Raw genomic sequence first — 21,017 nt, forward strand, 5'->3', positions numbered from 1 at the left:
GGTTCGCCATATGACGGTTCTTTTGAGAACACGGGTCACTGCCATCGGCCCCGAAGTGGCGGACCTTGCCGAAGGGGGCGTGGTCATCCTGTTTGCGGATGGCTCGCCGCCGGAGCTTGCCGAGGTTTCGGTGCTCCACAAGGCGGAGCAGGGACCAAGTGACGGAGCGCCCGCCAAGGGCGCTTCGATCACCCTCGGCCCGGTTGCCGCTGTTATCACAGCGGTCGGCTCCAGCGCGTGGAGCAAGGTGCTGGAAATGGGTCATGTCGTCATTTCGTTCAACGGCGCTACCGAGGCCGAGAGACCGGGCGAGATCTGTGCGTCGCAAGTCGATCCGCAAGCGCTCGTGGCCGCCCTGAAGACCGGCGCGATCATCACCATCGCCGCCTGACAGCATTCGCGCCGCGGCCCATGTTGGGAGCGGCGCCCAAAACCAGAGTATTTGCCATGGAACGCTCGACCATCGTCAGAGTGCATGAAGGTTTGCACGCCCGTCCCGCGACGCGGTTCGTGAAGCTCGCCAAGGGCTTCGAATCCGACGTCGAACTGATCAAGGACGGCAAGGCGGTCAGCGCCAAGAGTTCGGTCAAGCTGATGCTGCTGGCGGTCAAGGAGAACCAGGAAGTCACGGTGCGGGCGAATGGCGCCGATGCCATCGAGGCGCTCGAGGCGCTGATCGGCTATCTCGAGAATCCGCGGGCCGGCCTCGATGATGAAGCGGAAGCGCAGAGCCCAGCCAACGATGCCGGGCAGGAAGCGGCACCCGCGCCGGGATCCGTGCCGGCGGCACCTGGCGGGGCAAACCGCTTGCGTGGCGTGGCCGCCAGCGAAGGTTTCGCCATCGGCCCGGCCTTTGCGCATTTCCCACCCGATATCGCCGGACAGGGCCGCATGTTGCGGGCCGAGGAGATAAAAGGCGAGATCGACAGGTTCCGCACGGCTGTCGGCGCGGTCCAGGCCCGCATGGATCATGCGTTGGCGCAGGACAGCCTGTCGGCTGGAGACCGCGGCATCGTCGCCGCGCTGCGCGATATCGCCGCCGACGACAGCCTGACTGGTGAGGCCGAGGGCCTGATCAAGGGCGGCAACGACGCGGTTTCCGCCGTCATCACCGCCGCCTCCACCATTGCCGCCGAATTCAGCGCCGTCGACGATCACTATCTCAACGCGCGGGCAGATGATGTCCACGCCGTTGGGCGGCAGATTTGCCTGGTGTTGCTGGGCCAAGACGATGTCAGCCTCGAAAACATCCCCGAAGGGGCTATCCTGATCGCCGACGACATCGGCGCCTGGGATCTGGCACGCGCGCCGCTGAAGCGTATCGGCGGCGTGGTGTGCGGCCATGGCGGCGCCACCTCGCACATCGCCATCATCGCGCGCTCGCACGGCATTCCGGCAGTGCTCGGCCTCGGCGACCAGGTCAATGCCTTGCGTACCGCGCGAGACGTCGCGCTCGACGGCAATGCCGGCCATGTGATCATCGACCCCGACGAGGCGACCCGTGCCGATTTCGCCGGCCGCGTCGAAGCGGCGGCAAAGGAGCGCGCCGGGCTGACCGTCTTCAAGACGGTGACGCCGAAGCTCGCCGACGGCAGGATCATCGAGGTGGCGGCCAATATCGGCTCACTCGAGGAAATCGAAGCGGCGCAAGAGGCTGGTGCCATGGGCATCGGCCTGTTCCGCACCGAGCTTTTGTTCATGCGCCATATGCATCTGCCCTCGGAAGACATGCAGGCCGAGACCTATGCGGCGCTGGCCAAGGCTTTTGCGCCTTATCCGGTCATTGTGCGCACGCTCGACATCGGCGGTGACAAGCCGATTGCCGGCATCGAATTTCCCGACGAGGAGAATCCCTTCCTCGGCTGGCGCGGCATCCGCATGTGTCTCGACCGGCCCGACATCTTCAAGCGCCAACTGCGGGCGCTGCTGCGCGCAGCCGTGCACGGCAACATCAAGGTGATGCTGCCGATGGTGTCCGACCTCTCGGAGGTCAGGCAGACGCGCGTGCTGGTCGACGAATGCACGGCCGAGCTGAAAGCCGAAGGCGTGCCGCACGCATCATTCGATCTCGGCGTCATGATCGAAACCCCGGCCGCCGTGCTCATCGCCCCGGCGCTGGCCAAGGAGGTCGCTTTCTTCTCGATCGGCACCAACGATCTGACCCAGTACATCATGGCCGCCGACCGGCTCAATCCGACCGTCGCCAAGCTCAACGACGTCACCAATCCGGCCGTCATGTCGGCGATCGAAATGACGGCAAAAGCCGGCGTCGCCGCCGGTATCATGGTCGGCATGTGCGGTGAGGCGGCCGGCCGTCCGGATCTGATTGCGACCTTCGTAAAGATGGGGCTGACCGAACTCTCGATGAGCCCGGCTTCGATCCAGCGCGCCAAGAAAGCGATTATGGCCATGGCCGCCGAAGGCTAGCCCAGGCCGGCTGACTACGGCAGATGGGCAAGCAAGGTGGCGAAGACCGGTGTCAATTCACTGATCGGGTTTGCCTTGGCGCAAGCCTGAACGATGCGATCGTGGCGAATATCCGCCGCCAGGATGGCGATCTCCAGCATATCCGGCTCCGGCGCGCCGTCCCTGCCGGTGGTCGCCAGGCCGCAGGCCAAAGCGAGCGGCGCCAGGCAGCTTATGTCGAGCGCCCGGCCGCCCGCCGGCGTTCCCGGCACGGTCTCGGCAAAGCGAACGGGACGTTGATTGAGGCACTCGACCAGCAGCGCCGAGCAGGTGGCCGCGATTGCCTGCAGTCCGGCACCCGGCGCGGCCAATGCGGCCAGGAGATCGCCATGCCGCTTGCGCATCGTGGCATGGACGGCCGCGAAATCGGCTTCGTGGATGCGGGCATTGTCGATGTTCAGGCCGGCAAGCACCGCTTTGGTCAGATAATACATATCGCGCCGGAACAGGCGCTCGGCGTCCAGTTGGCGATCCTCGTTGCCGACCGGGAAATAGGTGCCGAGGCCCTTCACCGTGGTGCCGTCCACCTTGATCGGGCGCTCATGCGGGACGAAAGCTTCGGCGATCGACAGTGCTTCGTCGACGGCACTCGCGGCATGGCTGAGCAGGCCTTCGATGCCCTTGCCTGGAAACGGTGGCAGATGGCTGGTTGCTTCGCGCAGGATACTAGCATCGCCGCTGCCGTCATGGCGGCTCTGGCGGATGATTTCGCGGACTTCCCGCAGCCGGTCCTTCAGATTGACGCGGACATCTTCGGAGATTTGTCGGAGCATCGCGGATCGCCTTGAAATTTGCTGCGGATAGCCGACCGGGGCAGCCGCCACTCTCTACATTGTTCCTATCGATAGGTAGATCAATAGGCGATACTAGACCAGCATGCAGAATCGGCGGCGGCGCCCTCGTCCGTCGCCGCAGGGGGAGAGACAGACTTGGGCAGACGACGACAGGGCGAAAGCGAAGACGGTCGAGGCGAGGCAACCGAGCAGGTCGCCAGCGAAAGCCGGACGGATCGCCTCAGGATTCGCGCCGCCTGGATGTATTTCGTCGAACAGATGACGCAGAACGAGATCGCCGACGTGCTCGGCGTCGGTCGCGTCACCATCGTTCGCATGCTGGCGGATGCCCGGGCGCGCAACGAAGTGAAGATCACCATCGAGAGCGAATTGTCGGAAATCGTGCGGCTTGAGCGCGCATTGGAGAAGACGTTCGGGCTGCAGCAGGCGCTGGTGGCGCCGCTTTCGGCAGCCGATGCCGATCCGATACCAGCGATCAGCGCCAAGACCGGCAGCTTCCTGTCGGACACGATGAAGTCCGGCATGCGGGTCGGCGTCGGCTGGGGGCAGACGCTGTTCTCGAGCCTGCCTTTCATCAGCGCCAAGTCGCTCACCGACTTCAAGGTGATTTCGCTGCTTGGCGGTGTCGGCGTCGTGCGCCGGGTCAACCCAGCCGAGTTCGCCTGGCGCTTCGCTCAGATATTCCAGGGCGACGGCTATCTGATGCCGACACCAGCCGTGGTCGACAGCGTCGAGACCAAGATCGCCCTGATCGAGCGCTGCGGCCTGCAGGAGATTTTCGAAATGGCCGACGTGCTCGATGCCGTTCTGCTGAGCGTCGGCGGGATCGCCTCGGCCACCACCTTCTCTCGTGGTGGCTTCCTCAAGGAGGCGGATCGGGAGGCCCTGCTTGCGCGTGGCGCCGTGGGTGACCTCCTGTTCCATTTCTTCGACCGCAACGGCGATCTGGTCGACCACCCCGTCAACAGCCACGTGATGTCGGTGGATGTCGACCGTCTGCGCAAGGCACCGATCCGCATCCTCACCTCCGGTGGCGAGGAGAAAACCGAAGCGCTGCTCGGCGCCATGACCCTCATCGCCCCAACCATCCTGATCACCGACGAGGAGAGCGCGCGGCGCATGCTGGAAGCGGTCAGCGGAAGCTGAAGCTGTCCATGATGTAGTCCGGCCAGGCCTGCTGTTCGTTGAAAACAGCGGCGAGATCCGGTGTGTCCGCCAGTATTCCGCTCAGCACCAGCGCGGTGGCGAGGCCGGTGCTGTTTCCCCCCGATATGTCGTGTTCGACGCTGTCACCGACGCAGACCACGGTGCGACGGTCCGGCTCGCCGGCCAGCGCCAGCGCGGCTTCGAAAATCGCCGTGTCGGGCTTGCCGATGCGGGTAACGCTGCCGCCCAGGCTCTCGTAGAGATCGGCCAGCCGGCCGGCGCCGAAGCGAGGGCCAACGGCCGTCAGCATGATCATGTCGGGATTGGTGCAGAAACACGGCACCCGCCGCTCCGCCGCCGGCGCGAACAGCCTGCGATAATGGTCAAGGTCAAAGCGGTCACCCTCGCTGGCCGCGATCAGCACCAGCTCGGCCTCATCTCCGGACCCGGTCAGCGCAAATGGCAGGCTTTCGATCGCGGAGCGGTCATTGTCGCGGCTGATCAGCAGGCATTTTGTCCCCGGGCGCAGCTTTCCCGACGTCGCCATCTCCCCAAAGGATCGCCACGCCACCTCGCCGGAAGAAACGAAATGATCCCAGCTTCCCGCTTCGAAGCCGAGTTTCATGAGCCGGCTTTCATTGGGTTGAGCCCGCCTGCCGGAGTTCGAAACCAGCACCACGGTCTTGCCGGCGCGTTTCAGCGCCGATAGCGCTGCCACCGCGCCTGGATAGGGCCGCGTGCCGTCATGCAGCACGCCGAACTGGTCGAGCAGAAACACATTATAGCGCTCCGCCAGCGGCCCAAGGCCGTCGAGACGTTCGATCGTTTTCGCGCTCATAGGAGTCCTGCCCGGCTTGCACCCATCAGCGCCAGCCGCGCCGTGCCGGCGGCGGCCTCGTCGGAAAGCGCGGGCAGGAAATCGACGCCGAGCCTGCGACGCCGGATTGCCGTCCAGGCCGGGTTCGCTGCCCCGCCTCCGACGCTCCTGACCGATATCAGCGTGGGCGCGCCGAGTTCGGCAAGCCTGTCATAGCCGAGCGCTTCGATCGCGGCGATGCCTTCGAACATCGCTTTCAGATAATCGGCGTCGTCCGCCGGCCGCGGCGCAAGGCGAGGCGGCAGCGCCGGATCGGCGATCGGAAACCGTTCGCCCGTGGCGGGAAGCGGATAGTAATCGAGGCCGGTGCCCGTCTCCGGGTCGATTGTCGCGCTGAGTTCGATGATACGGGCGAGCGGAAAGTGCTGGGCCAGCACCTTGCCGCCCGAGTTCGAGGCACCGCCCGCCAGCCAGGCGTTGCCGAGCCGATGGCTGTATATGCCGAAGCGCGGCGCCGAAATCGGCCGGTCGGACAGAATCTTGATGGTCAGCGAGGATCCCAGCGCAGTGACGCCGTCGCCGATCGCGGCAGCACCGGTCGCCAGGAACGAGGCGCAGCCATCCGTGGTGCCGGCGACGACGGCCACATCGCGCGGCAAGCCGAACAGTTCCCCGGCTTCCGCGGTGAGGGCGCCCGTGACCTCGCCCGGCACGACCACGCGCGGCAGCAACTCCATGCGCATTCCGGTCGCCGCGATCCATTCCGGCCAGCGGCGGGCCTCGACATCATAACCTGTCTTCAGGGCATTGTTCTCGTCGCTGACATCGAAGCGGCCGGAGAAGTTTCCGGCAATCCAGTCGGCCTGATGCAGCACCATTGCAATACCCGGCAGATGCTGGAAGCGCAGGGCCTTGGCGAGGCCGGATGTCGCTCCGTGCGCTGCACTTGCAGCCGGCGCGGTGCGGGCGATCGCGGCCAGGATGTCGTCGTCATCGACCTTGTCGTTGTACATCAGCGGTTCGGCCAGCGGCCGCCCGGCGGCGTCGACCGGCAGCAGCGTGCCGGAGGTGCCGTCGACGGCGATGGCGCGGACCGCCGTGCGGTCGATGCCGGAAAGCAGCTCCGTCAGCACCGCCTTCACCGCTTGCCACCACGCCGTGGGGGCTCGGCCATCGCCGCCAAACCTGTCGAGTGGGACGGCCGAATGCCCGGCTATGGAAAAGTCAGGGCGCATGGCGACGGCGCGCGCACCTGATGTGCCAATGTCGATGCCGATGACAAGTGGCATCATGTCCATGCTAGCCGCCAGCCGCGTTGAGCTTCTGGCGATACTGCTCGGCGTCCCAGTTGACCAACTCGTCATTCTCGGAAGCGGTGAGATAGTTCAGCCGCGCGGCGATGTCGATGCGCGCCGTCACGTCGGCGAGGCAGCGTTGCATGGCATCGGCGCCGGCACTGGCGTCGCCGCGCATCAGCACGCCTGCGCCGGGAAACAGGATCGCCGCAGGCGACGTGCCCAGTCGTGCAACGACATCAGCCACGGCCTCGCCTGGCTTCGCCACGACGGAGCCCTGGCCGAGGAAGATGACGTGGTCCGGATAGAGGCTGCCGGCCTGCGCCACGCGGCGGCTCTCAGGGTCGAGCGCAACCGCATGCGCTTCGACATCGGCCGGCAATCTGTAGCCGCTGTCGCCGGCGAGCGCGGCCAAGGCGTCGAGGTCGGGTGCGGCGGTCGCGCGCGCCGGCCGGGCCAGCAATGACCTGATACGGCGCAGCAGAAGCTCCGCCCCGGCGACGGTTTCGGCAGCGACGACCAGACCGTGATTGCCAAGGATCAGCACGTCGACACCAGGCCGCAGTTTTTCGGCAATGCCGCGTGCAAGCGGCAGGCCGGGCCGGAAATAGGGCACATAGGCCCATTCGATGCCATCGAGCCGCTTGGCGACCTCGGCCTCGCCATCGGCCTGCACGGCAAGCGAGATGGTGTCGACGCAATGGACATGCAGAACGACGCGCTGCGGCATCAAAGCGTGCACCGTGGTCTCGATCGATGGCCGCAGGCCGCGCGGGTTGAGCGCTGCAATGGTGAAACCCTGCGGCTGGTCGGCGGCGCGATCGCGCTGTTCGACGGCTTTCAGCAGCGGCGCCATCGCCACCGGCACCATGATGTCATCGACGAGCGCGTCTTTCAGCCAGGTGCCGGAGGCCTTGATCCACAGCGTGTCGCCGGCTTTCAGCGAGGTGTTGCCGCCTGCCGCCTGGGTGAGATGCGGGCTCCGCCCGATGCTGGCCGAAAGCGCCCGCAAGGCCGCCAGTTCCTGCGCGTCAGCTTGGGTCGCCATGGCGCTTTTCCTCCAACGGCTCGGCCGTGTCCTGCGCGAAATCCCGTTGCCGGGATCGAATTGGCGCTGATATCGCAGAAACGAGTGATCTACGTCAATAGTGATCTACTGTCATCAAACACGCTTGCAATCCGACTAATGTTGAGTAAGTTACGCCAATTGCCATGGAAAATGGCATCCGGGAGGAAAGAATTGAGCGACTCCGGCCGTCAGCGTCAGATCGTCGAACTGTTGCGGGATCGTCCGTTCGCTTCGGTGCGCGAGTTGCAGGAGCGGCTTGGCGTTTCAGCCGCGACGGTCAGGCGCGATATCGACAGGATCGACGAGGCCGGCGAAGCGCGGAAGGTCTATGGCGGCATCTCGGCGCTCGACGGCGCTTCCCAGGCCGGTGTTGCCTACGCCAGGCCCTACGACGAGAACCGCGACCTTGCGGTCGAGGCCAAGCGGCAGATCGCTGCTCTCGCGGCGACCATGGTGCGCGACGGCGACGCCGTCATCGTGCATGGCGGCTCGACCTGCTTCCATCTGGGCGTCAAGCTCGCCGAGCGCAACATCCGCCTCTACACCAACTCGATGCCGCTGGCGGCCTATCTCAGCGACCACGGCCATTGCAGCCTGACGGTTGCGGGCGGTGATCTGCATCGCGAACCCGGCATCATCCATTCGCTCAGCCAGGCCGTGCCCTTCTATGCCTCCAAATTCTTTCTCGGCGCGCAAGGCCTTGGCCAGGAAGGCGTGATGGAATCGCACCCGCTGCTGGTACGCTCGATCGTCGATCTCAGCCTTTGCGCCGACCAGATCGTGGTGCTGGCCGACAGCCGCAAACTGTCGATCCACGCGCGCAACGTCGCGCTGCCGCTTTCCCGCATCGGCACGCTGGTCACCGACGACGGTCTCTCCGACGCCGATGCGCGCATGCTGGAGGACGCCGGCGTCATGGTGCGGATAGCCTCGGGAGCCATCCAGTGAAGGTGGCTGTCCTCGATTTCGGCAAGACCAATTCGAAGCTGTTCGTCTTCGGCCAGGACGGGCGGATCATCGACGAGCGCCGGACACAGCCGAAATGGGTGCGCCAAGGCGTCTTCAGCGTGCTCGACGAGGCGGCGCTCCACCATTGGGCGCTCAGCGCCGTTGCCGATACGGTCGACGGTCATGGAATGGAAGGGGTCATGGTGTCGGGCCATGGCTGCACCTTTGCCTTGGTCGACGAAGCGGCGCTGACGCATCCGATCCTCGATTACGAGCAAGAGCCGCCGGCCGAGATTGCCGCGCGGATCGATCGCCGCATTCCGGACTTTTCCGAGACCTTTTCGCCGCGGCTGCCGCTCGGCTTCAACTACGGCCGCCACATGCTGTGGCTGCAGGAGGTCGATCCCGACGCGTTCGCTACGTCGAAATCGATCCTCGGCTATCCGCAATACTGGAGCTGGCGCCTTGGCGGGCGGGCGGTCTCGGAAGTGTCCTATCTCGGCTGCCATTCGCATCTGTGGGCGCCGCGGAGCCAGGACTTTTCCTCGCTGGTCGACGCGCAGGGCTGGCGTGGCCGGATGCCTGGCTTCGAGCGCGCCGGCACCGTTATCGGCGAGCACCGCCTCGGCGCTGCGGCGCGACCGATCGCCATCCACAACGGCGTCCATGATTCGAATGCGGCGCTCTATGCCTATCGCCGGCAGGAGCTTGGCCCGGTCACCGTCGTTTCGACCGGCACCTGGGTCGTCGTGCTCAATCCGGACTGCCCGCTCGACGCACTCGACCGGGATCGCGACATGCTGGTCAACGTCGATGTCGACGGCGGCCCGGTGCCGACCATCCGCTTCATGGGCGGGCGCGAATTCGCAACCATCAGCGGCGGCTGGCAAGGCGAGATCGCCGGTCCGGTGGTGCAGCGGGTGATCGATGCCGGCATCATGGCGCTGCCGAGCTTCGCGCCAGGCGGGCCGATGCCCAGTCAGTCCGGCCGGCTGGTGGGGCGCACGCCCGATGCCGAGGAACGCGCGGCGGCGGCGCTGCTCTACGTCGCGCTGATGGTCGATCTGTCGCTCGACCTCATCCATTCGAACAACACGGTGATCGTCGATGGCGGGCTGAACACAGGCGGTGTGTTGGCCGGCCTGCTGGCGCAGTTGCGTCCCGGCCAGGCTTTCCTGCAGGGCGCCACGCTGGAGGGCAGCGCCACGGGTGCAGCGGCGCTCGCCTTCGAGAGCGTCGGGCGCGAATTCGCCGCCGAAGTTCCAGAGCCGGTGCACGCGTCGCGTTTCACCGGGTTGGCAGGCTATCGCAGCAACTGGCGTGACGCCACGATGGACCAGGGCGTCGCCGGTGCGGCAGTGGGAGGTGCGCGATGAGTGCGATTGCCCAGGCCGAGACGGCGCGCCAGCCGGTGCTGGAGATGCGGCACATCTCCAAGACGTTCGGCGCGATCCGTGCCTTGCACGATGTCTCGCTCAGCGTCCATGCCGGGGAGCTGCACGCCTTGATGGGCGAGAACGGCGCCGGCAAGTCGACATTGATGAAAGTGCTTTCAGGCGCCTATCGGCCGGATGCCGGCGGCGAGATCCTGATCGACGGCATGCCGGCTGCGACCGGCGATCCGATCAAGGCGCGCGCCAGCGGCGTCGCGGTGATCTATCAGGAGCTGTCGCTGGCGCCCAATCTGACGGTGGCGCAGAACATCTTCCTCGGCAACGAGCCGCGACGCTTCGGCATCGTCGATCGCGACCAGTGCACGCGGCGCGCCAGCGAGATCATCAAGCGGCTCGGCGTTTCCTTTTCGGCCCGCGACATGGTCTCCAGCCTGTCGCTCGGCGAGCGCCAGCTGGTCGAGATCGCCCGCGCGCTATCGACCAATGCGCGCATCATCGTCATGGACGAGCCGACCACGTCGCTGACCTCGGGCGAGACCGACCGGCTGTTCGAGGTCATCGCGACGCTGAAATCGCAAGGCATCGCCATCATCTACATCAGCCACCGCATGGAAGAGGTCTACCAGCTTGCCGACCGCGTCAGCGTGCTGCGCGACAGCGGTTATGTCGGCACGCTCGAGCGTGCCGACCTCAGTGCCTCGCGCCTCGTCTCGATGATGGTCGGCCGCGATTTGTCGGCTTTCTACAAGAAGGATCATCGGCCGCCGGACGAAAAGCGCGCGGTGGCGCTCTCGGTGCGCGCCATGTCCGACGGCCGTCTCCTGAAAAACTGTTCGTTCGACCTGCACAAGGGCGAGGTGCTGGCGCTGGCGGGTCTGGTCGGTTCCGGCCGCACAGAGCTTGCGCGGCTGATCTTCGGCGCCGACAGGCACATTTCAGGCACGCTGGAACTCGACGGCAAACCTGTAACCATCGGCTCGCCGCGCGAGGCGCTCGATGCCGGCATCGCCTATCTGACCGAGGACCGCAAGGAACTCGGCCTGTTCCTCGACATGTCGATCTCCGACAATATCAGCATGGGCGTGCTGGCGCGGGATTCGCGCGCCGGCGGCTTGCGCGACTTCGCGGCCGCCGAAAGGCGCGCTTCCAAGGCCGTTGCCGATCTCTCCATCCGCACCAGTTCGGTGCAGGCCAATGCCGGCTCGCTGTCGGGCGGCAACCAGCAGAAGGTGCTGCTCGCCCGCCTGCTCGAGACCGAGCCGAAGGTCGTCATCCTCGACGAGCCGACCCGCGGCGTCGATGTCGGAGCGAAATCGGAAATCTACCGGCTGATCGACAATCTCGCCAAGCAGGGCATCGCCATCCTGATGATCTCCAGCGAACTGCCCGAGGTGATCGGCGTCGCCGACCGGGTGCTGGTGATGCGCGACGGCACGATATCGGGCGAGGTGACGGCATCGCAAGGCGAACCGCTAAGCCAGGAGGAAATCATGGAACTTGCAACGGGAGCGGCCCAGCAATGACCGACAAGGCGACCGAGATCAGCGCAGTCGGCCAGGCGACCGGCACGAGCCGACGGTTGCGCACGGCTTTCGCTGCCCTTGGCATGCTGCCGGTGCTGATCCTGCTGGCGGCCGGCTTCCAGTTCCTGAACCCGCGCTTCCTGACCGAGACCAACCTGTTGATCGTCACCCAGCAGTCGTCGATCAACATCGTGCTGGCGGCCGGCATGACCTTCGTCATCCTCACCGGCGGCATCGACCTGTCCGTCGGCGCCATCCTCGCCGCATCGGCGATGGTGGCGGTGATCGTATCGCTGGTGCCGGACTGGGGTCTGCTCGGCGTGCCGGCGGCCATTCTGGTCGGCCTCGGCTTCGGCCTCATCAACGGGCTGCTCATCGCCTACATCAAGCTGCCGCCCTTCATCGTCACGCTGGGTTCGCTGACCGCGGTGCGCGGTGTCGCCCGCCTGCTCGGCCAGGACACCACGGTGTTCAATTCGGACCTGCCGTTCGATTTCATCGGCAACGGTTCGCTGTTCGGCATCCCGTGGCTGGTCATCATCGCACTGTCGGTGGTGGTGCTGTCCTGGCTGGTGCTCAAGCGCACCGTGCTCGGCACCTGGATCTACGCCGTCGGCGGCAATGCCGAAGCGGCGCGGCTGACCGGTATCAAGGTGCCGCTGGTGCTGCTCTTCGTCTATGGCGTTTCCGGCCTGCTGGCCGGCCTCGGCGGCGCCATGTCGGCGGCCCGGCTCTACGCCGCCAACGGCTTGCAGCTGGGCCAGTCCTACGAACTCGACGCTATTGCCGCGGTCATTCTCGGCGGCACCAGCTTCGTCGGCGGCGTCGGCTCGATCTGGGGAACGCTGATCGGCGGCCTGATCATCGCGGTGCTCTCCAACGGGCTCATCTTGGCCGGTGTCTCGGACATCTGGCAGTACATCATCAAGGGATTGGTCATCATCGTGGCGGTCGCCCTCGACCGCTACAGGCTCCAGGCAGGAGCAAGAACGTGATTGACCTTAGTCGCCGGCGTCAACGACCGGTTTGTGTAACGCACCGTGAGAGGCGCGGGGCAATCGGAGGAAAGCAATGAAGACCATCGCCAAACTGCTCTGCGGCGTCGCACTCGCGTCGCTCGCCATCGCGCCTGCTTCGGCCAAGGACCTCAACAAGGTCGGTATCTCGGTCGGCCTGCTCGGCAATCCCTTCTTCGTCGCCACCATCAAGGGCATCGAGGACGCGGCCAAGAAGATCAACCCGAAGGTCGAGGTGACCTCGGTATCGGCCGACTATGACCTCAACAAGCAGGTCTCGCAGGTCGATTCGTTCATCGCCGCCGGTGTCGACGTGATCATGCTCAATGCCGTCGACGCCAAGGCGATCGCGCCGGCGGTGAAGAAGGCACAGGCCGCAGGTATCGTCGTTGCCGCCTTCGACGTTTCGGCGCCGGGCGCCGACGTCACCGTGATGACCAACAACGTCAAGGCCGGCGAAGAGGCCTGCCAGTACCTGGTCGACCACACCGGCGGCAAGGGCGACTACGTCATCCTCAACGGACCGGCATCGTCCTCGATCCTGGAGCGGGTGAAGGGCTGCAAGAACGTGCTTTCGCAGCATCCCGACATCAAGATCCTCTCCGACGACCAGAATGCCGAAGGCTCGCGCGACGGCGGCCTGAAGGTGTTTCAGTCGCTGCTCACCCGCTTCGACAAGATCGATGCGGTGTTTGCCATCAATGACCCGACGGCGATCGGCGCCCAGCTCGCGGCCAAGCAGCTCAACCGTTCGGAGTTCATCTTCACCGCCGTCGACGGCGCGCCCGATATCGAGAAGGAACTCTCTTCCGGCACCTCGATGATCAAGGCCTCGGCCTCGCAGGATCCCTATGTGATGGCCGGCCAGTCACTGACGATGGCGGCCGAACTGCTGGCCGGCAAGAAGCCGGCGGAGCCGACCGTTCTGCTCGACCCGAAGCTGATCACGGCCGAGAACCTGAAGGACTACAAGGGCTGGACCGCAGCCCGCTAAATTCTTCCCAAGGCCGGTGCGGCCGGGATGACCCGGCCGCACCTTGTCAGCACCGGAGACGATGATGTCGCGTATTGGAATCCATTCTTTCGTCTGGTCGGCGAGCTCGGCTCAGGCCGATCTGGAGCGCACGCTGGCCAACACCAGGGAGGCCGGCTTCGACCTCATCGAATTCTCCTATCTCGACCCCGCCAATGTCGACATCGGCGGGCTCGCGAGGCGCATCGCCGATCTTGGCCTCGGCGTGGCGATCAGCATCGGATTGCCTGGTGATGGCGATATTTCGAGCGCCGACAAGGCAATTGCCGCGCGCGGCGTCGAAATCCTCAACGACACCATCGCGCTGACGCGTGACCTCGGCGGCCGGAAGGTCGCCGGCATTCTTTCGACCAGCCACGGATTGCAGGTCGAGGCGCCGACGCGCGATCAATGGCAGCGCAGTGCCGGCACGCTGGCCAAGGTTGCCGAAACAGCCAAGGCGGCCGGCGTCACGCTCAACCTCGAGATCGTCAACCGCTTCGAAAGCAACCTGCTCAACACCGCCGCGCAAGGGCTCGCCTTCATCGAGGACACTGGCTCGGACAACATCTTCCTGCATCTCGACACGTTCCACATGAACATCGAGGAGGCCGATGTCGGGCTGGCCATCCATCAAGCCGCGGACAAGATCGGCTATGTCCATATCGGCGAAAGCCATCGCGGCTTCCTCGGCACCGGTAATATCGATTTCGCCGCGATCTTCGATGCGCTGACGGCGATCGGCTACAGCGACGATCTCAGCTTCGAATCCTTCTCTTCGGAAATCGTCGATGAGCACCTGTCGAAGAAGACCGCCATCTGGCGCAATCTGTGGACGGACAACATGGCGCTGGCCAAGCACGCGCGCGCCTTCATCGGGCTCGGGCTGGAGACGGCAAGGCGCAAGGCGGAACTCGTTTCGGCGCGCCACAAACCCTAACCCGCCCGTCGAGAGGGCGCGGCGTGCGCCGCATGGCAGGGCTCTGACTTCAAATCAACAAACGGCCTCGTGGCAGCCAGTGCTGGCAGCTTTTGCGCCGCCAGCTTTTTCGCGATAGGAATTTTTTCCTAATTATATACTTGACGTACCAAGGAACAAAATCCTATGATTCGCGCCGACAGGCCGGCAGATAAGGACCTGCTTCGAGATTTGGTTTTCGAAGTGGTAAATGAGTATTTTTGGATGCGGGACGAGGTAGAAATAGCTCACTCGCGCGCCGATGACATTGCCGACTTAGTGGCCATACGGGTCAACGGCTGTCTGGCTGAGACCGACAGCGAGATTAGCAAAGCGTGGCGTGAGCGCCTCAACATCCTCGACTGACAGGTGCTTAGTTTCCCTCTTGAGGTGAAAATCAATTCGGGAATCGAAATCAATTCCCGCAATGTTGATGATCTCATCAACGAGGAATAGGCCTCTCCCCGAATTGGAAAGTCTGAAATGCGCAATCCTGTTTCGCAACCCGTTGCACTCAGTGAGTTCGGGCGTTCTGAGCTTCTGCCACGCTTTGTAGAACGGGCTTTTGGAACCGAAATTGATCAGCACGGTATTTGTCACCATATCGGCGCGAGTGCTAAAATTCTTTACGGTGTAGAACGCTGCGGCTAGGGAATGGAAATTCCCTCGGGGGGTTATCAATCGAGCATATAGTAGAAACAATTGTAGTTCGACGTCTTGCCATGTGGTCATGGCCCTGCCGATAGCGGTGTACATAGGTTCGAAGGATGGTTGTTGCATGTCAGAACCCCCCAAAGACAAGGACCAGGAAAAGGGCGACGAGGTGTTGCGCCGCCTGTTGAAAACCCCTCCCGATCATAAGACCGGGAAGGGCAAGAAGCCGGTAGCGCCGGATGGCTCTACTGGCAGCGGCGAAGCGCCAACAAATTATTCGGCTCAACGCCATCAGGATCGGTCTTGAGGTATTTCCTGCCGTTGGGGCGCTGAGCGACAACGATCCAAACGGACTTGCCGTCCGGGGAGACTGTCCACAGCTTGTAGGCACCGCTCTCGATCCCGGCAATCAGGTAGTCGAGCGGCTGATACCAGCCGCCGCCGTCCGGGCCGCCTAGGCCCTGTATGCGACGGTCGGCATCGTTGTTATCAGGTGTATGGCAGGTGACTTGATGGGTAGTGGTCATGCGTATTTTTCCTGTGTGGGGCCACAGGACGGCTTGACGGAATCACCGGTAAGTTTAGTTTGGTGCTCGTTCTCATGTGCCTAGCCGTCCTGTGGCTTGGTTGCATCAAAGCCGAGGTGACTGCGAATCACCTCGGCTTTTCAATGGAACGGATAAAGAACAGACTCTGCAAGCTGAATCCGGCGCCATGCCCGGTTTTCACAGGCCTTTCTTTTTGCGCAGCAGAAGTAGCTTGCGTGCCTTCTGCTTAGGCGTGACCGGCTTCACCAATCCGCCGATAGGTAAGGCGCTTGTCGCGGGCCATGCGAAGCAAGTCTTCGGCGCGTTCTGCATCCGAGACTTTAAGCGCGGTGCGGCGATTGTAGCGGAAATCGAACTCGGCAAGGTAGCGGTGCAAGTGGGCCTCGCCGCAATGCTGATACACGCCGACCATGCCGCGCTTGAAGACAGAGAACACGCCTTCAATCGTGTTGGAGTGGATCGTCTCCGCGCCTTCGTAGCGAACGTATTCGCCAGCCGAATGATTGGTCGTCTTATGCGAGGCATATTCCCCGCCGGTCACGGTGTAGAGGCGAGACGAGTCGGTATAGAGCGTCGTGTCACGCGAGACATTGCGAACCAGCACATCGCGGACGGTGGAGGCCGTGGCGTCGTTCAAATGGAACATGCGGGCCTTGCCGCCGCGCTCGACAAGGCCAACTACAATACGCTTCTGAGCGCCGCCGCCCTTGCCCTTCTTGGTGAAGGGGCGGCCCTTGCGCTGTGCTGAAACGCGCGGTGTCTCGCGCTTGCCGATATAGGTTTCGTCCGCTTCGACAGTCTTGCCTTCGCCGCCAAGCGGGCCGGATGACGCAACGTCTTCCTTCATGGCTTCGCGAATGCGGTGCGCCATGAACCAAGCGGTCTTGTAGGTGACGCCAAGCATGCGGTGCAGCTGGTGCGCGCTCATGCCTTTCTTTGACGAGGCATAGAGATGCGAAGCCAGCACCCACTTGTGCAGGCCGATCTTGGAACGCTCAAAGACGGTGCCGACCGTGACAGAGAACGGCGCGCGGCATTCGTTGCACTTGTAGACGCCGGGGCGCGTGGACTTGCCCGCCAGCTTCGTAATGCGCTCTGGATTGGCATTGCCGCAATGAGGGCAGAACGGACCATGGGGCCAATGGATAGCCTCCAAATGCTCGCGGGCCTTGTCGGCGTCGTGGTAAATGGCGTTGGTTAGATCGAACATTGCGGTAACTCCTTGCATTCACTTTCGCAAATTGGTCGTGGTACGTCAAGTATATAATTAGGAATTTTTTCTTGACTCGGTGACCTCAGCTATGGTACATTTTTGCCTATGGTGCTGATTTGCGCCAGTGACCCGCCGCACAGGCGGGTTTTTGTTGATGCACCGTCAGCCAAGGTGCCGGCCGTATGGCGCCGGCATTGCTCGCGGCAGGTGCATCGGTTATCTGACCGGCCAGGCAAACAGCGCCACGCAATCCCCAAACGGAGCTCAGCACATGACACGCGAGACAATCCTCAAATTCGGCACCGTCGAACACGCGGACGCAGGCGATCTGGCCGGCTGGATCGTCGTCGAGGGCAGGCCGACCATGCAAACCGCCGTCCAGCACACGACCGCGGACGGCAAGGTGCTGTCGGGCACCTGGCGGGCGACGCCCGGCACCTATCACGCCACCTATACCGACTATGAGTTCGTGCACATGATCGCCGGCCGCATCATCATCACGCCGGACGGCGGCACGCCGGTCGAGGTCGGCCCCGGCGATGCCTTCGTCGTGGAAGCGGATTTCAAGGGAACCTGGAAGATCATCGAGCCGGTGACGAAGCATTTTGTCGTGCGGGTTGGCTGAAGCGGGGTGATCCGTCTGGCCCGCCATCGCGGCGAGTGCTCAAGCGAACGCTTTTTCGTGCCTCCGGGGGCCTTTTGGAGGCCATCCCACCCGACATCGCCTGGGTGTCGCCGATGGGCTCGGAGGAGGTGCGCTGACCTGGGCGCGGTAAGCGTATTCGCTGATCTCTGCATTCGCCGGGGCCTCGGCTCGGCCACTCCTCGGACTCCGGTCATTGGGTCATGAAGGCGTCTGTGGCGTCATCCAGACGGTCGGCCTCGACATGAATGATACGGCACTCGCCAGCCAAGCGCCCTCTCATCGGTGCTTACCGGCCAAGTATCCTTGATACACCGGATTGATCCCCTAGTTCTTTCGGGGGCGCGGCAATCGCGAGGTTGCCTCGGGGGCGGCGGCGGTTCGCGCCGTTCTGACTGCACGCCGCGGAAAGACGGTTGGACCGACGCATCCATGGAGGTCGTCGTGCGTCAATCGCGTGGATTCACCTGTGCGTATTTCGTCTTAGCTTGCTCGATCGCGGTAGTTTGCGCAGGAGCTGCAACCGGTGGTCAGCAAGGCGGAGGGCATGGCAACGGCGGCCATGGTTCTGGTGGCCATGGTGGCGGCGGAGGTCATGACGCCGGCGGCAACCAGGGCGGCTCGCACAAAGGGACTGGCGACGACGCCCGCGGCTCCAGTTCGTCGGCGGACGACGGCGAGACCAGCACAAGCGGCACTACGACAGCCCCGGGGACGGTAGGTTCGGCCACCGCTACTGCTGTTGCGTCCGCAAGGGGCGGACAGTCGCTCGACCTCCCGGCCGCTCTCCAGCCTCCCGGCGACAGCAAAACTCAATCAACAGTCAGCCGAACCGAGGCGCTGCCGGGCGTCCCGGATAAAGTCGTTCGGGCCTGCCATGATGCCATCGAGTCGGCCGCCGCTCCGTTGGGGGCGACCAGCGTGCGCGTCACCAGCGCGGGCTTCGTACATCAGTTGAGTCGGGCGACGATCTCGGCCCCCATCGAGGTCAGCATCGACTATGCGCGGCAAGGCAGCGTGGAAACGCGGCAGGCGGCGATCCAATGCGAATTGGACGCGACAGGCAGCGTGATCGGCCTGACGTCGCACCGCGCAGAACACCTCGCTGATGAAGCAGGGTGAATTCGAGAGGCCATTCATCTTTGGCCGAAATGGCAGCAGGCCTCGGGTGTGTTACGAAGGGGTGCGGGGCATCAAAAATGGCCTTCCACGGAAGGGACCGCGCAATCGGAAATCACTGCGGTGTCACGTGTTTTGGCAAGAGCGAATAAGGAAGTGTGATCGAACGCACCCGGGTCATCCGCGAAGGGTTGCGAACCTTGCCAATCTTCTTGCTGACGGCCTTCACCTGGCTGGCTGCCGCGCGGCCAGAACGCGGCTTCAGGGGCGATTCGATCTGCGCGCTGCGGCGCTCAGTCCTGAGCCTGTCGTTGTCCCCGCGCGCCGCAGCCAAGTCGCGGGCAAGAGAAACAGTGGCCTCGCGTTGCTCGTCCAGAGCCTCCTGAAGCTTAGCGACACGCACCAAAAGAGCTTGGGCGGCGGCTTCGCGCTCGATGCGTGCTCTGTCGAGATCCTCACGATTCATGACGGCTGTAGTACGTTCCCGTGCCAGAGCCTGTGCCGTCTCGGTTGCGGCCTGCTCGGCACGCTCTTTCGCTGAGACTGCCTTGGCTCGCTCCAGTTCAGCCGCCTGGCGCTCGATGCGAGCTTCTTTCAGCTCCTCAACGGCCGCTGCTGCTGCAGCGCGTTCTCGTGCGAGCGTTCGCTCCGTGTCAGCTGCGGTCCGCTCCACTTGTTGTCTCGCTGTGACCGCGTCGGTCTGTTCCCGCTCAGCCGCAGCCGTACGCTTCATGAGTGCGGCATTGGCCAGTTTCGCTTCGGCGAGATCGCCACGAAGCAGCTCCGCTTTCCGGCGCTCGTCGTCGAGTATGCCGCTCGCCTGCGCCAGTGAAGCCTTGGCCGTGGCGCGATCCTTGGCGGCCTCGGTCTCAAGCTGTTCAATTTGGACGCGCGCTTGCGAGAAATCGTGCGCCTGCCTTTGGGCTTGCTCCTGCTCGAGATGAGCAGCGGGCATCTCCTTAAGGACATAGCTGGCGGCCTCGCTCAGCATCGTGCGGACCTCTCCCGCAATGCGCCGCAACGCGTCAAGAGTGCGGGCTGCCGCGAGTTCATTGCGCAACCGCTCCTCGCGCGCGTCATCGGCAGCTGCCATGCTTGCCCTCAGCGTGTGGATCTGCTTGCTCGCCTCGAGGAGCGCTCCCTGCAGAGCGGCGCTCCTGGCACGCTCGCCTTCCGCCGCCCGGTGCTCCTGGTCGGCCAATTGTCTCGCAGCGGCAGCCTGAGCACGATCCGTCCCGGTTTGCGCCTGGTTAGCCGTGAGATCCGGGCCAAGCAATTCGGCACTCGCCTGAAATCCCAACGGGCGCGAAAGGTCTCGATGGGCCTGGTCTTGGGTTTGCGAGATGGCGGAAGCGCTTTCGACCCAGATTTGTCTCGTCATCGCATAGCCAATCGGCGCAGCCAGACAAATGGCGGCGAGACCCAAGCGCGATACAAGAACGATCGGCCTGCGAACGACAGGGTTTGAGGCAGGCGCCATGGCCGGGTCGGGATCTCTCAACTGAGCTGTGAAATTCAAACCGCGATCCGCATCATAGGCCAACGGAGCAATTTTTGGCGGTGAAGCCTTATGGCGCAATCGGTTCCATGCCGACCCGCAAATCCGCTTCCCACGTTCCGCGATCGCGCTGATGGATGCTGCAAGCCGGCCAGACTGCACTCTGTTCGGTGCAGGAGCACCGGTCTCGACCACTGACGAGCACCCGCTGGGTTCGGATGTCGCGGCGAAATGTTCGATTCGCACTCCGAACCGAGAGTAGTTGGTATTTTGAGCCCGAACATTCAGGCCGACCGCATGCAAGGGGTTGGCAGCCTTGGAAGAAGCAGGCCCGGCGACAAGTCCGGCCGGGCTTTCCCATTCCCAAGAAGCCTCGTCGGCGAAACCGGATCTGCCTTCGTCAAACGCTGCAAGGCGGCGCCGTCGCACCGCGGCAAGGATACGCCGGAGCACAAGATAGACGCCCACCGATGCAAGCGTTACCACTGCGCTCAGAATGGCCAGATTTACGTCGTTTGCATACATTTCGGCAAGATAATTTGGCATTGCCGTGCCCGTGCGTTCTGGGTGTATTGCCAAGTTCATAAAGCGATGTCTGGTCATTCGCCTTGGTATTCGCCAAGGCCTTACCGCTCTCGGAGCGTCGCTTTCTTCGGGATCCTTCTGGTCCTTGCGAATTGTTGCGGATGGCGGGGCGCCGGTCGCGTGCCGACAGATCGCCGCAGTTGATATTCCGTAGCGGGCAATGGCCGACCAAGGACGCATGCAGGGCTCTGAAACGCCGGTTTGCGCCTCTGCATAGCAACCTCGCGAGAGTTCGCCGGTGCGGACAATTCGCCATTTCCGGGCTTAGGACTGTCCATCATGAACTTTAAGCTAGGTCACAGCGCACCACGGTCAACCA

At 63.9% G+C, this 21,017-nt stretch carries 20 protein-coding genes; 13 read left to right on the forward strand and 7 right to left on the reverse strand.

All coding sequences use genetic code 11. The features are described 5' to 3' along the window. Positions 1-10 precede the first annotated feature (10 nt). On the forward strand, positions 11-391 hold the full coding sequence (locus MESCI_RS07365; RefSeq protein WP_013529330.1) for a PTS glucitol/sorbitol transporter subunit IIA: 381 nt from the start codon (positions 11-13) through the stop codon (positions 389-391). Between the two features lie 56 nt (positions 392-447). After that, complete coding sequence (ptsP, locus tag MESCI_RS07370; protein ID WP_013529331.1) at positions 448-2,427, forward strand: phosphoenolpyruvate--protein phosphotransferase; 1,980 nt, start codon at positions 448-450, stop codon at positions 2,425-2,427. Positions 2,428-2,441: 14 nt separating this feature from the next. On the opposite strand, the gene MESCI_RS07375 is transcribed toward ptsP, so the two are convergent. Then, on the reverse strand, positions 2,442-3,239 hold the full coding sequence (locus tag MESCI_RS07375) for a hypothetical protein (RefSeq protein WP_013529332.1): 798 nt from the start codon (positions 3,237-3,239) through the stop codon (positions 2,442-2,444). Positions 3,240-3,395: 156 nt separating this feature from the next. Here MESCI_RS07375 and MESCI_RS07380 point away from each other — a divergent pair, with 156 nt between their 5' ends. Then, positions 3,396-4,406, forward strand: coding sequence for a sugar-binding transcriptional regulator (locus tag MESCI_RS07380; RefSeq protein ID WP_013529333.1), 1,011 nt, complete (start codon positions 3,396-3,398; stop codon positions 4,404-4,406). On the opposite strand, the gene MESCI_RS07385 is transcribed toward MESCI_RS07380, so the two are convergent. Genes MESCI_RS07385 through MESCI_RS07395 form a run of 3 tightly spaced genes read right to left on the reverse strand, consistent with a single transcriptional unit; the run spans position 4,393 to position 7,566 of the window. Continuing rightward, complete coding sequence (locus MESCI_RS07385) at positions 4,393-5,244, reverse strand: TIGR01459 family HAD-type hydrolase (RefSeq protein WP_013529334.1); 852 nt, start codon at positions 5,242-5,244, stop codon at positions 4,393-4,395. The two genes, MESCI_RS07380 and MESCI_RS07385, sit on opposite strands and share 14 nt — an antisense overlap. After that, a complete protein-coding gene (locus tag MESCI_RS07390; RefSeq protein WP_164920012.1) occupies positions 5,241-6,515 on the reverse strand; it encodes an FGGY-family carbohydrate kinase in 1,275 nt (424 codons plus the stop codon). Before MESCI_RS07390 ends, MESCI_RS07385 begins: the two co-directional genes overlap by 4 nt. A 7-nt stretch (positions 6,516-6,522) precedes the next feature. After that, the gene (locus tag MESCI_RS07395) at positions 6,523-7,566 is read right to left on the reverse strand and encodes a class II aldolase/adducin family protein (protein WP_013529336.1); all 1,044 of its coding nucleotides are present in this window, start codon (positions 7,564-7,566) and stop codon (positions 6,523-6,525) included. A gap of 192 nt (positions 7,567-7,758) precedes the next feature. On the opposite strand from MESCI_RS07395, the gene MESCI_RS07400 reads away from it, so the two are divergent. The 8 genes from MESCI_RS07400 (at position 7,759) to MESCI_RS07435 (ending at position 15,089) form a co-directional block, all read left to right on the forward strand. Further along, positions 7,759-8,535, forward strand: a complete 777-nt coding sequence (locus MESCI_RS07400; RefSeq protein ID WP_013529337.1) for a DeoR/GlpR family DNA-binding transcription regulator — start codon at positions 7,759-7,761, stop codon at positions 8,533-8,535. Beyond that, positions 8,532-9,911, forward strand: coding sequence for an acetate and sugar kinases/Hsc70/actin family protein (locus MESCI_RS07405; RefSeq protein ID WP_013529338.1), 1,380 nt, complete (start codon positions 8,532-8,534; stop codon positions 9,909-9,911). Before MESCI_RS07400 ends, MESCI_RS07405 begins: the two co-directional genes overlap by 4 nt. Next, positions 9,908-11,452 (forward strand): sugar ABC transporter ATP-binding protein, encoded by a 1,545-nt coding sequence (locus MESCI_RS07410; protein WP_013529339.1) that lies wholly within the window; start codon positions 9,908-9,910, stop codon positions 11,450-11,452. The genes MESCI_RS07405 and MESCI_RS07410 overlap by 4 nt, the downstream gene beginning before the upstream one ends. Next, on the forward strand, positions 11,449-12,447 hold the full coding sequence (locus tag MESCI_RS07415; RefSeq protein ID WP_013529340.1) for an ABC transporter permease subunit: 999 nt from the start codon (positions 11,449-11,451) through the stop codon (positions 12,445-12,447). Before MESCI_RS07410 ends, MESCI_RS07415 begins: the two co-directional genes overlap by 4 nt. Before the next feature lie 76 nt (positions 12,448-12,523). Then, positions 12,524-13,462 carry an ABC transporter substrate-binding protein gene (locus MESCI_RS07420; protein WP_013529341.1) on the forward strand — a complete coding sequence of 313 codons (939 nt, stop codon included), beginning with the start codon at positions 12,524-12,526 and terminating at the stop codon, positions 13,460-13,462. A gap of 64 nt (positions 13,463-13,526) precedes the next feature. Continuing rightward, positions 13,527-14,420 carry a sugar phosphate isomerase/epimerase family protein gene (locus tag MESCI_RS07425; RefSeq protein WP_013529342.1) on the forward strand — a complete coding sequence of 298 codons (894 nt, stop codon included), beginning with the start codon at positions 13,527-13,529 and terminating at the stop codon, positions 14,418-14,420. A gap of 165 nt (positions 14,421-14,585) precedes the next feature. Further along, complete coding sequence (locus MESCI_RS07430; protein ID WP_013529343.1) at positions 14,586-14,804, forward strand: hypothetical protein; 219 nt, start codon at positions 14,586-14,588, stop codon at positions 14,802-14,804. A gap of 117 nt (positions 14,805-14,921) precedes the next feature. After that, positions 14,922-15,089, forward strand: a complete 168-nt coding sequence (locus MESCI_RS07435; RefSeq protein WP_164919862.1) for a hypothetical protein — start codon at positions 14,922-14,924, stop codon at positions 15,087-15,089. A 248-nt stretch (positions 15,090-15,337) separates the two neighbouring features. On the opposite strand, the gene MESCI_RS07440 is transcribed toward MESCI_RS07435, so the two are convergent. Together MESCI_RS07440 and MESCI_RS07445 are read right to left on the reverse strand one after the other, a co-directional pair. After that, positions 15,338-15,619 carry a DUF3892 domain-containing protein gene (locus tag MESCI_RS07440; protein ID WP_013529344.1) on the reverse strand — a complete coding sequence of 94 codons (282 nt, stop codon included), beginning with the start codon at positions 15,617-15,619 and terminating at the stop codon, positions 15,338-15,340. Positions 15,620-15,866: 247 nt separating this feature from the next. After that, a complete protein-coding gene (locus MESCI_RS07445; protein WP_013529345.1) occupies positions 15,867-16,850 on the reverse strand; it encodes an IS1595 family transposase in 984 nt (327 codons plus the stop codon). A 274-nt stretch (positions 16,851-17,124) separates the two neighbouring features. On the opposite strand from MESCI_RS07445, the gene MESCI_RS07450 reads away from it, so the two are divergent. Both MESCI_RS07450 and MESCI_RS07455 read left to right on the forward strand, forming a co-directional pair. Beyond that, positions 17,125-17,478, forward strand: coding sequence for a cupin domain-containing protein (locus MESCI_RS07450; protein ID WP_013529346.1), 354 nt, complete (start codon positions 17,125-17,127; stop codon positions 17,476-17,478). A gap of 450 nt (positions 17,479-17,928) precedes the next feature. Then, complete coding sequence (locus tag MESCI_RS07455; RefSeq protein ID WP_013529347.1) at positions 17,929-18,618, forward strand: hypothetical protein; 690 nt, start codon at positions 17,929-17,931, stop codon at positions 18,616-18,618. 112 nt (positions 18,619-18,730) lie between these two features. Here MESCI_RS07455 and MESCI_RS32555 read toward each other — a convergent pair whose 3' ends face one another. Further along, positions 18,731-20,659, reverse strand: coding sequence for a coiled-coil domain-containing protein (locus MESCI_RS32555; RefSeq protein WP_245268597.1), 1,929 nt, complete (start codon positions 20,657-20,659; stop codon positions 18,731-18,733). Between the last annotated feature and the right edge of the window lie 358 nt (positions 20,660-21,017).

The sequence above is a fragment of the Mesorhizobium ciceri biovar biserrulae WSM1271 genome (genome assembly GCF_000185905.1).
Lineage (GTDB): Bacteria > Pseudomonadota > Alphaproteobacteria > Rhizobiales > Rhizobiaceae > Mesorhizobium > Mesorhizobium ciceri.

What these genes read in the sequence shown, in the direction of transcription:
- MESCI_RS07450 (WP_013529346.1), top strand. Translation starts at nt 17,125, where the DNA reads ATGACACGCGAGACAATCCTCAAATTCGGCACCGTCGAACACGCGGAC.
- MESCI_RS07395 (WP_013529336.1), bottom strand. Translation starts at nt 7,566, where the DNA reads ATGGCGACCCAAGCTGACGCGCAGGAACTGGCGGCCTTGCGGGCGCTT.
- MESCI_RS07425 (WP_013529342.1), top strand. Translation starts at nt 13,527, where the DNA reads ATGTCGCGTATTGGAATCCATTCTTTCGTCTGGTCGGCGAGCTCGGCT.
- MESCI_RS07455 (WP_013529347.1), top strand. Translation starts at nt 17,929, where the DNA reads ATGGAGGTCGTCGTGCGTCAATCGCGTGGATTCACCTGTGCGTATTTC.
- MESCI_RS07415 (WP_013529340.1), top strand. Translation starts at nt 11,449, where the DNA reads ATGACCGACAAGGCGACCGAGATCAGCGCAGTCGGCCAGGCGACCGGC.
- MESCI_RS07430 (WP_013529343.1), top strand. Translation starts at nt 14,586, where the DNA reads ATGATTCGCGCCGACAGGCCGGCAGATAAGGACCTGCTTCGAGATTTG.
- MESCI_RS07375 (WP_013529332.1), bottom strand. Translation starts at nt 3,239, where the DNA reads ATGCTCCGACAAATCTCCGAAGATGTCCGCGTCAATCTGAAGGACCGG.
- MESCI_RS07390 (WP_164920012.1), bottom strand. Translation starts at nt 6,515, where the DNA reads ATGATGCCACTTGTCATCGGCATCGACATTGGCACATCAGGTGCGCGC.
- ptsP (WP_013529331.1), top strand. Translation starts at nt 448, where the DNA reads ATGGAACGCTCGACCATCGTCAGAGTGCATGAAGGTTTGCACGCCCGT.
- MESCI_RS07385 (WP_013529334.1), bottom strand. Translation starts at nt 5,244, where the DNA reads ATGAGCGCGAAAACGATCGAACGTCTCGACGGCCTTGGGCCGCTGGCG.
- MESCI_RS07420 (WP_013529341.1), top strand. Translation starts at nt 12,524, where the DNA reads ATGAAGACCATCGCCAAACTGCTCTGCGGCGTCGCACTCGCGTCGCTC.
- MESCI_RS07410 (WP_013529339.1), top strand. Translation starts at nt 9,908, where the DNA reads ATGAGTGCGATTGCCCAGGCCGAGACGGCGCGCCAGCCGGTGCTGGAG.
- MESCI_RS32555 (WP_245268597.1), bottom strand. Translation starts at nt 20,659, where the DNA reads ATGCCAAATTATCTTGCCGAAATGTATGCAAACGACGTAAATCTGGCC.
- MESCI_RS07435 (WP_164919862.1), top strand. Translation starts at nt 14,922, where the DNA reads ATGCGCAATCCTGTTTCGCAACCCGTTGCACTCAGTGAGTTCGGGCGT.
- MESCI_RS07445 (WP_013529345.1), bottom strand. Translation starts at nt 16,850, where the DNA reads ATGTTCGATCTAACCAACGCCATTTACCACGACGCCGACAAGGCCCGC.
- MESCI_RS07365 (WP_013529330.1), top strand. Translation starts at nt 11, where the DNA reads ATGACGGTTCTTTTGAGAACACGGGTCACTGCCATCGGCCCCGAAGTG.
- MESCI_RS07440 (WP_013529344.1), bottom strand. Translation starts at nt 15,619, where the DNA reads ATGACCACTACCCATCAAGTCACCTGCCATACACCTGATAACAACGAT.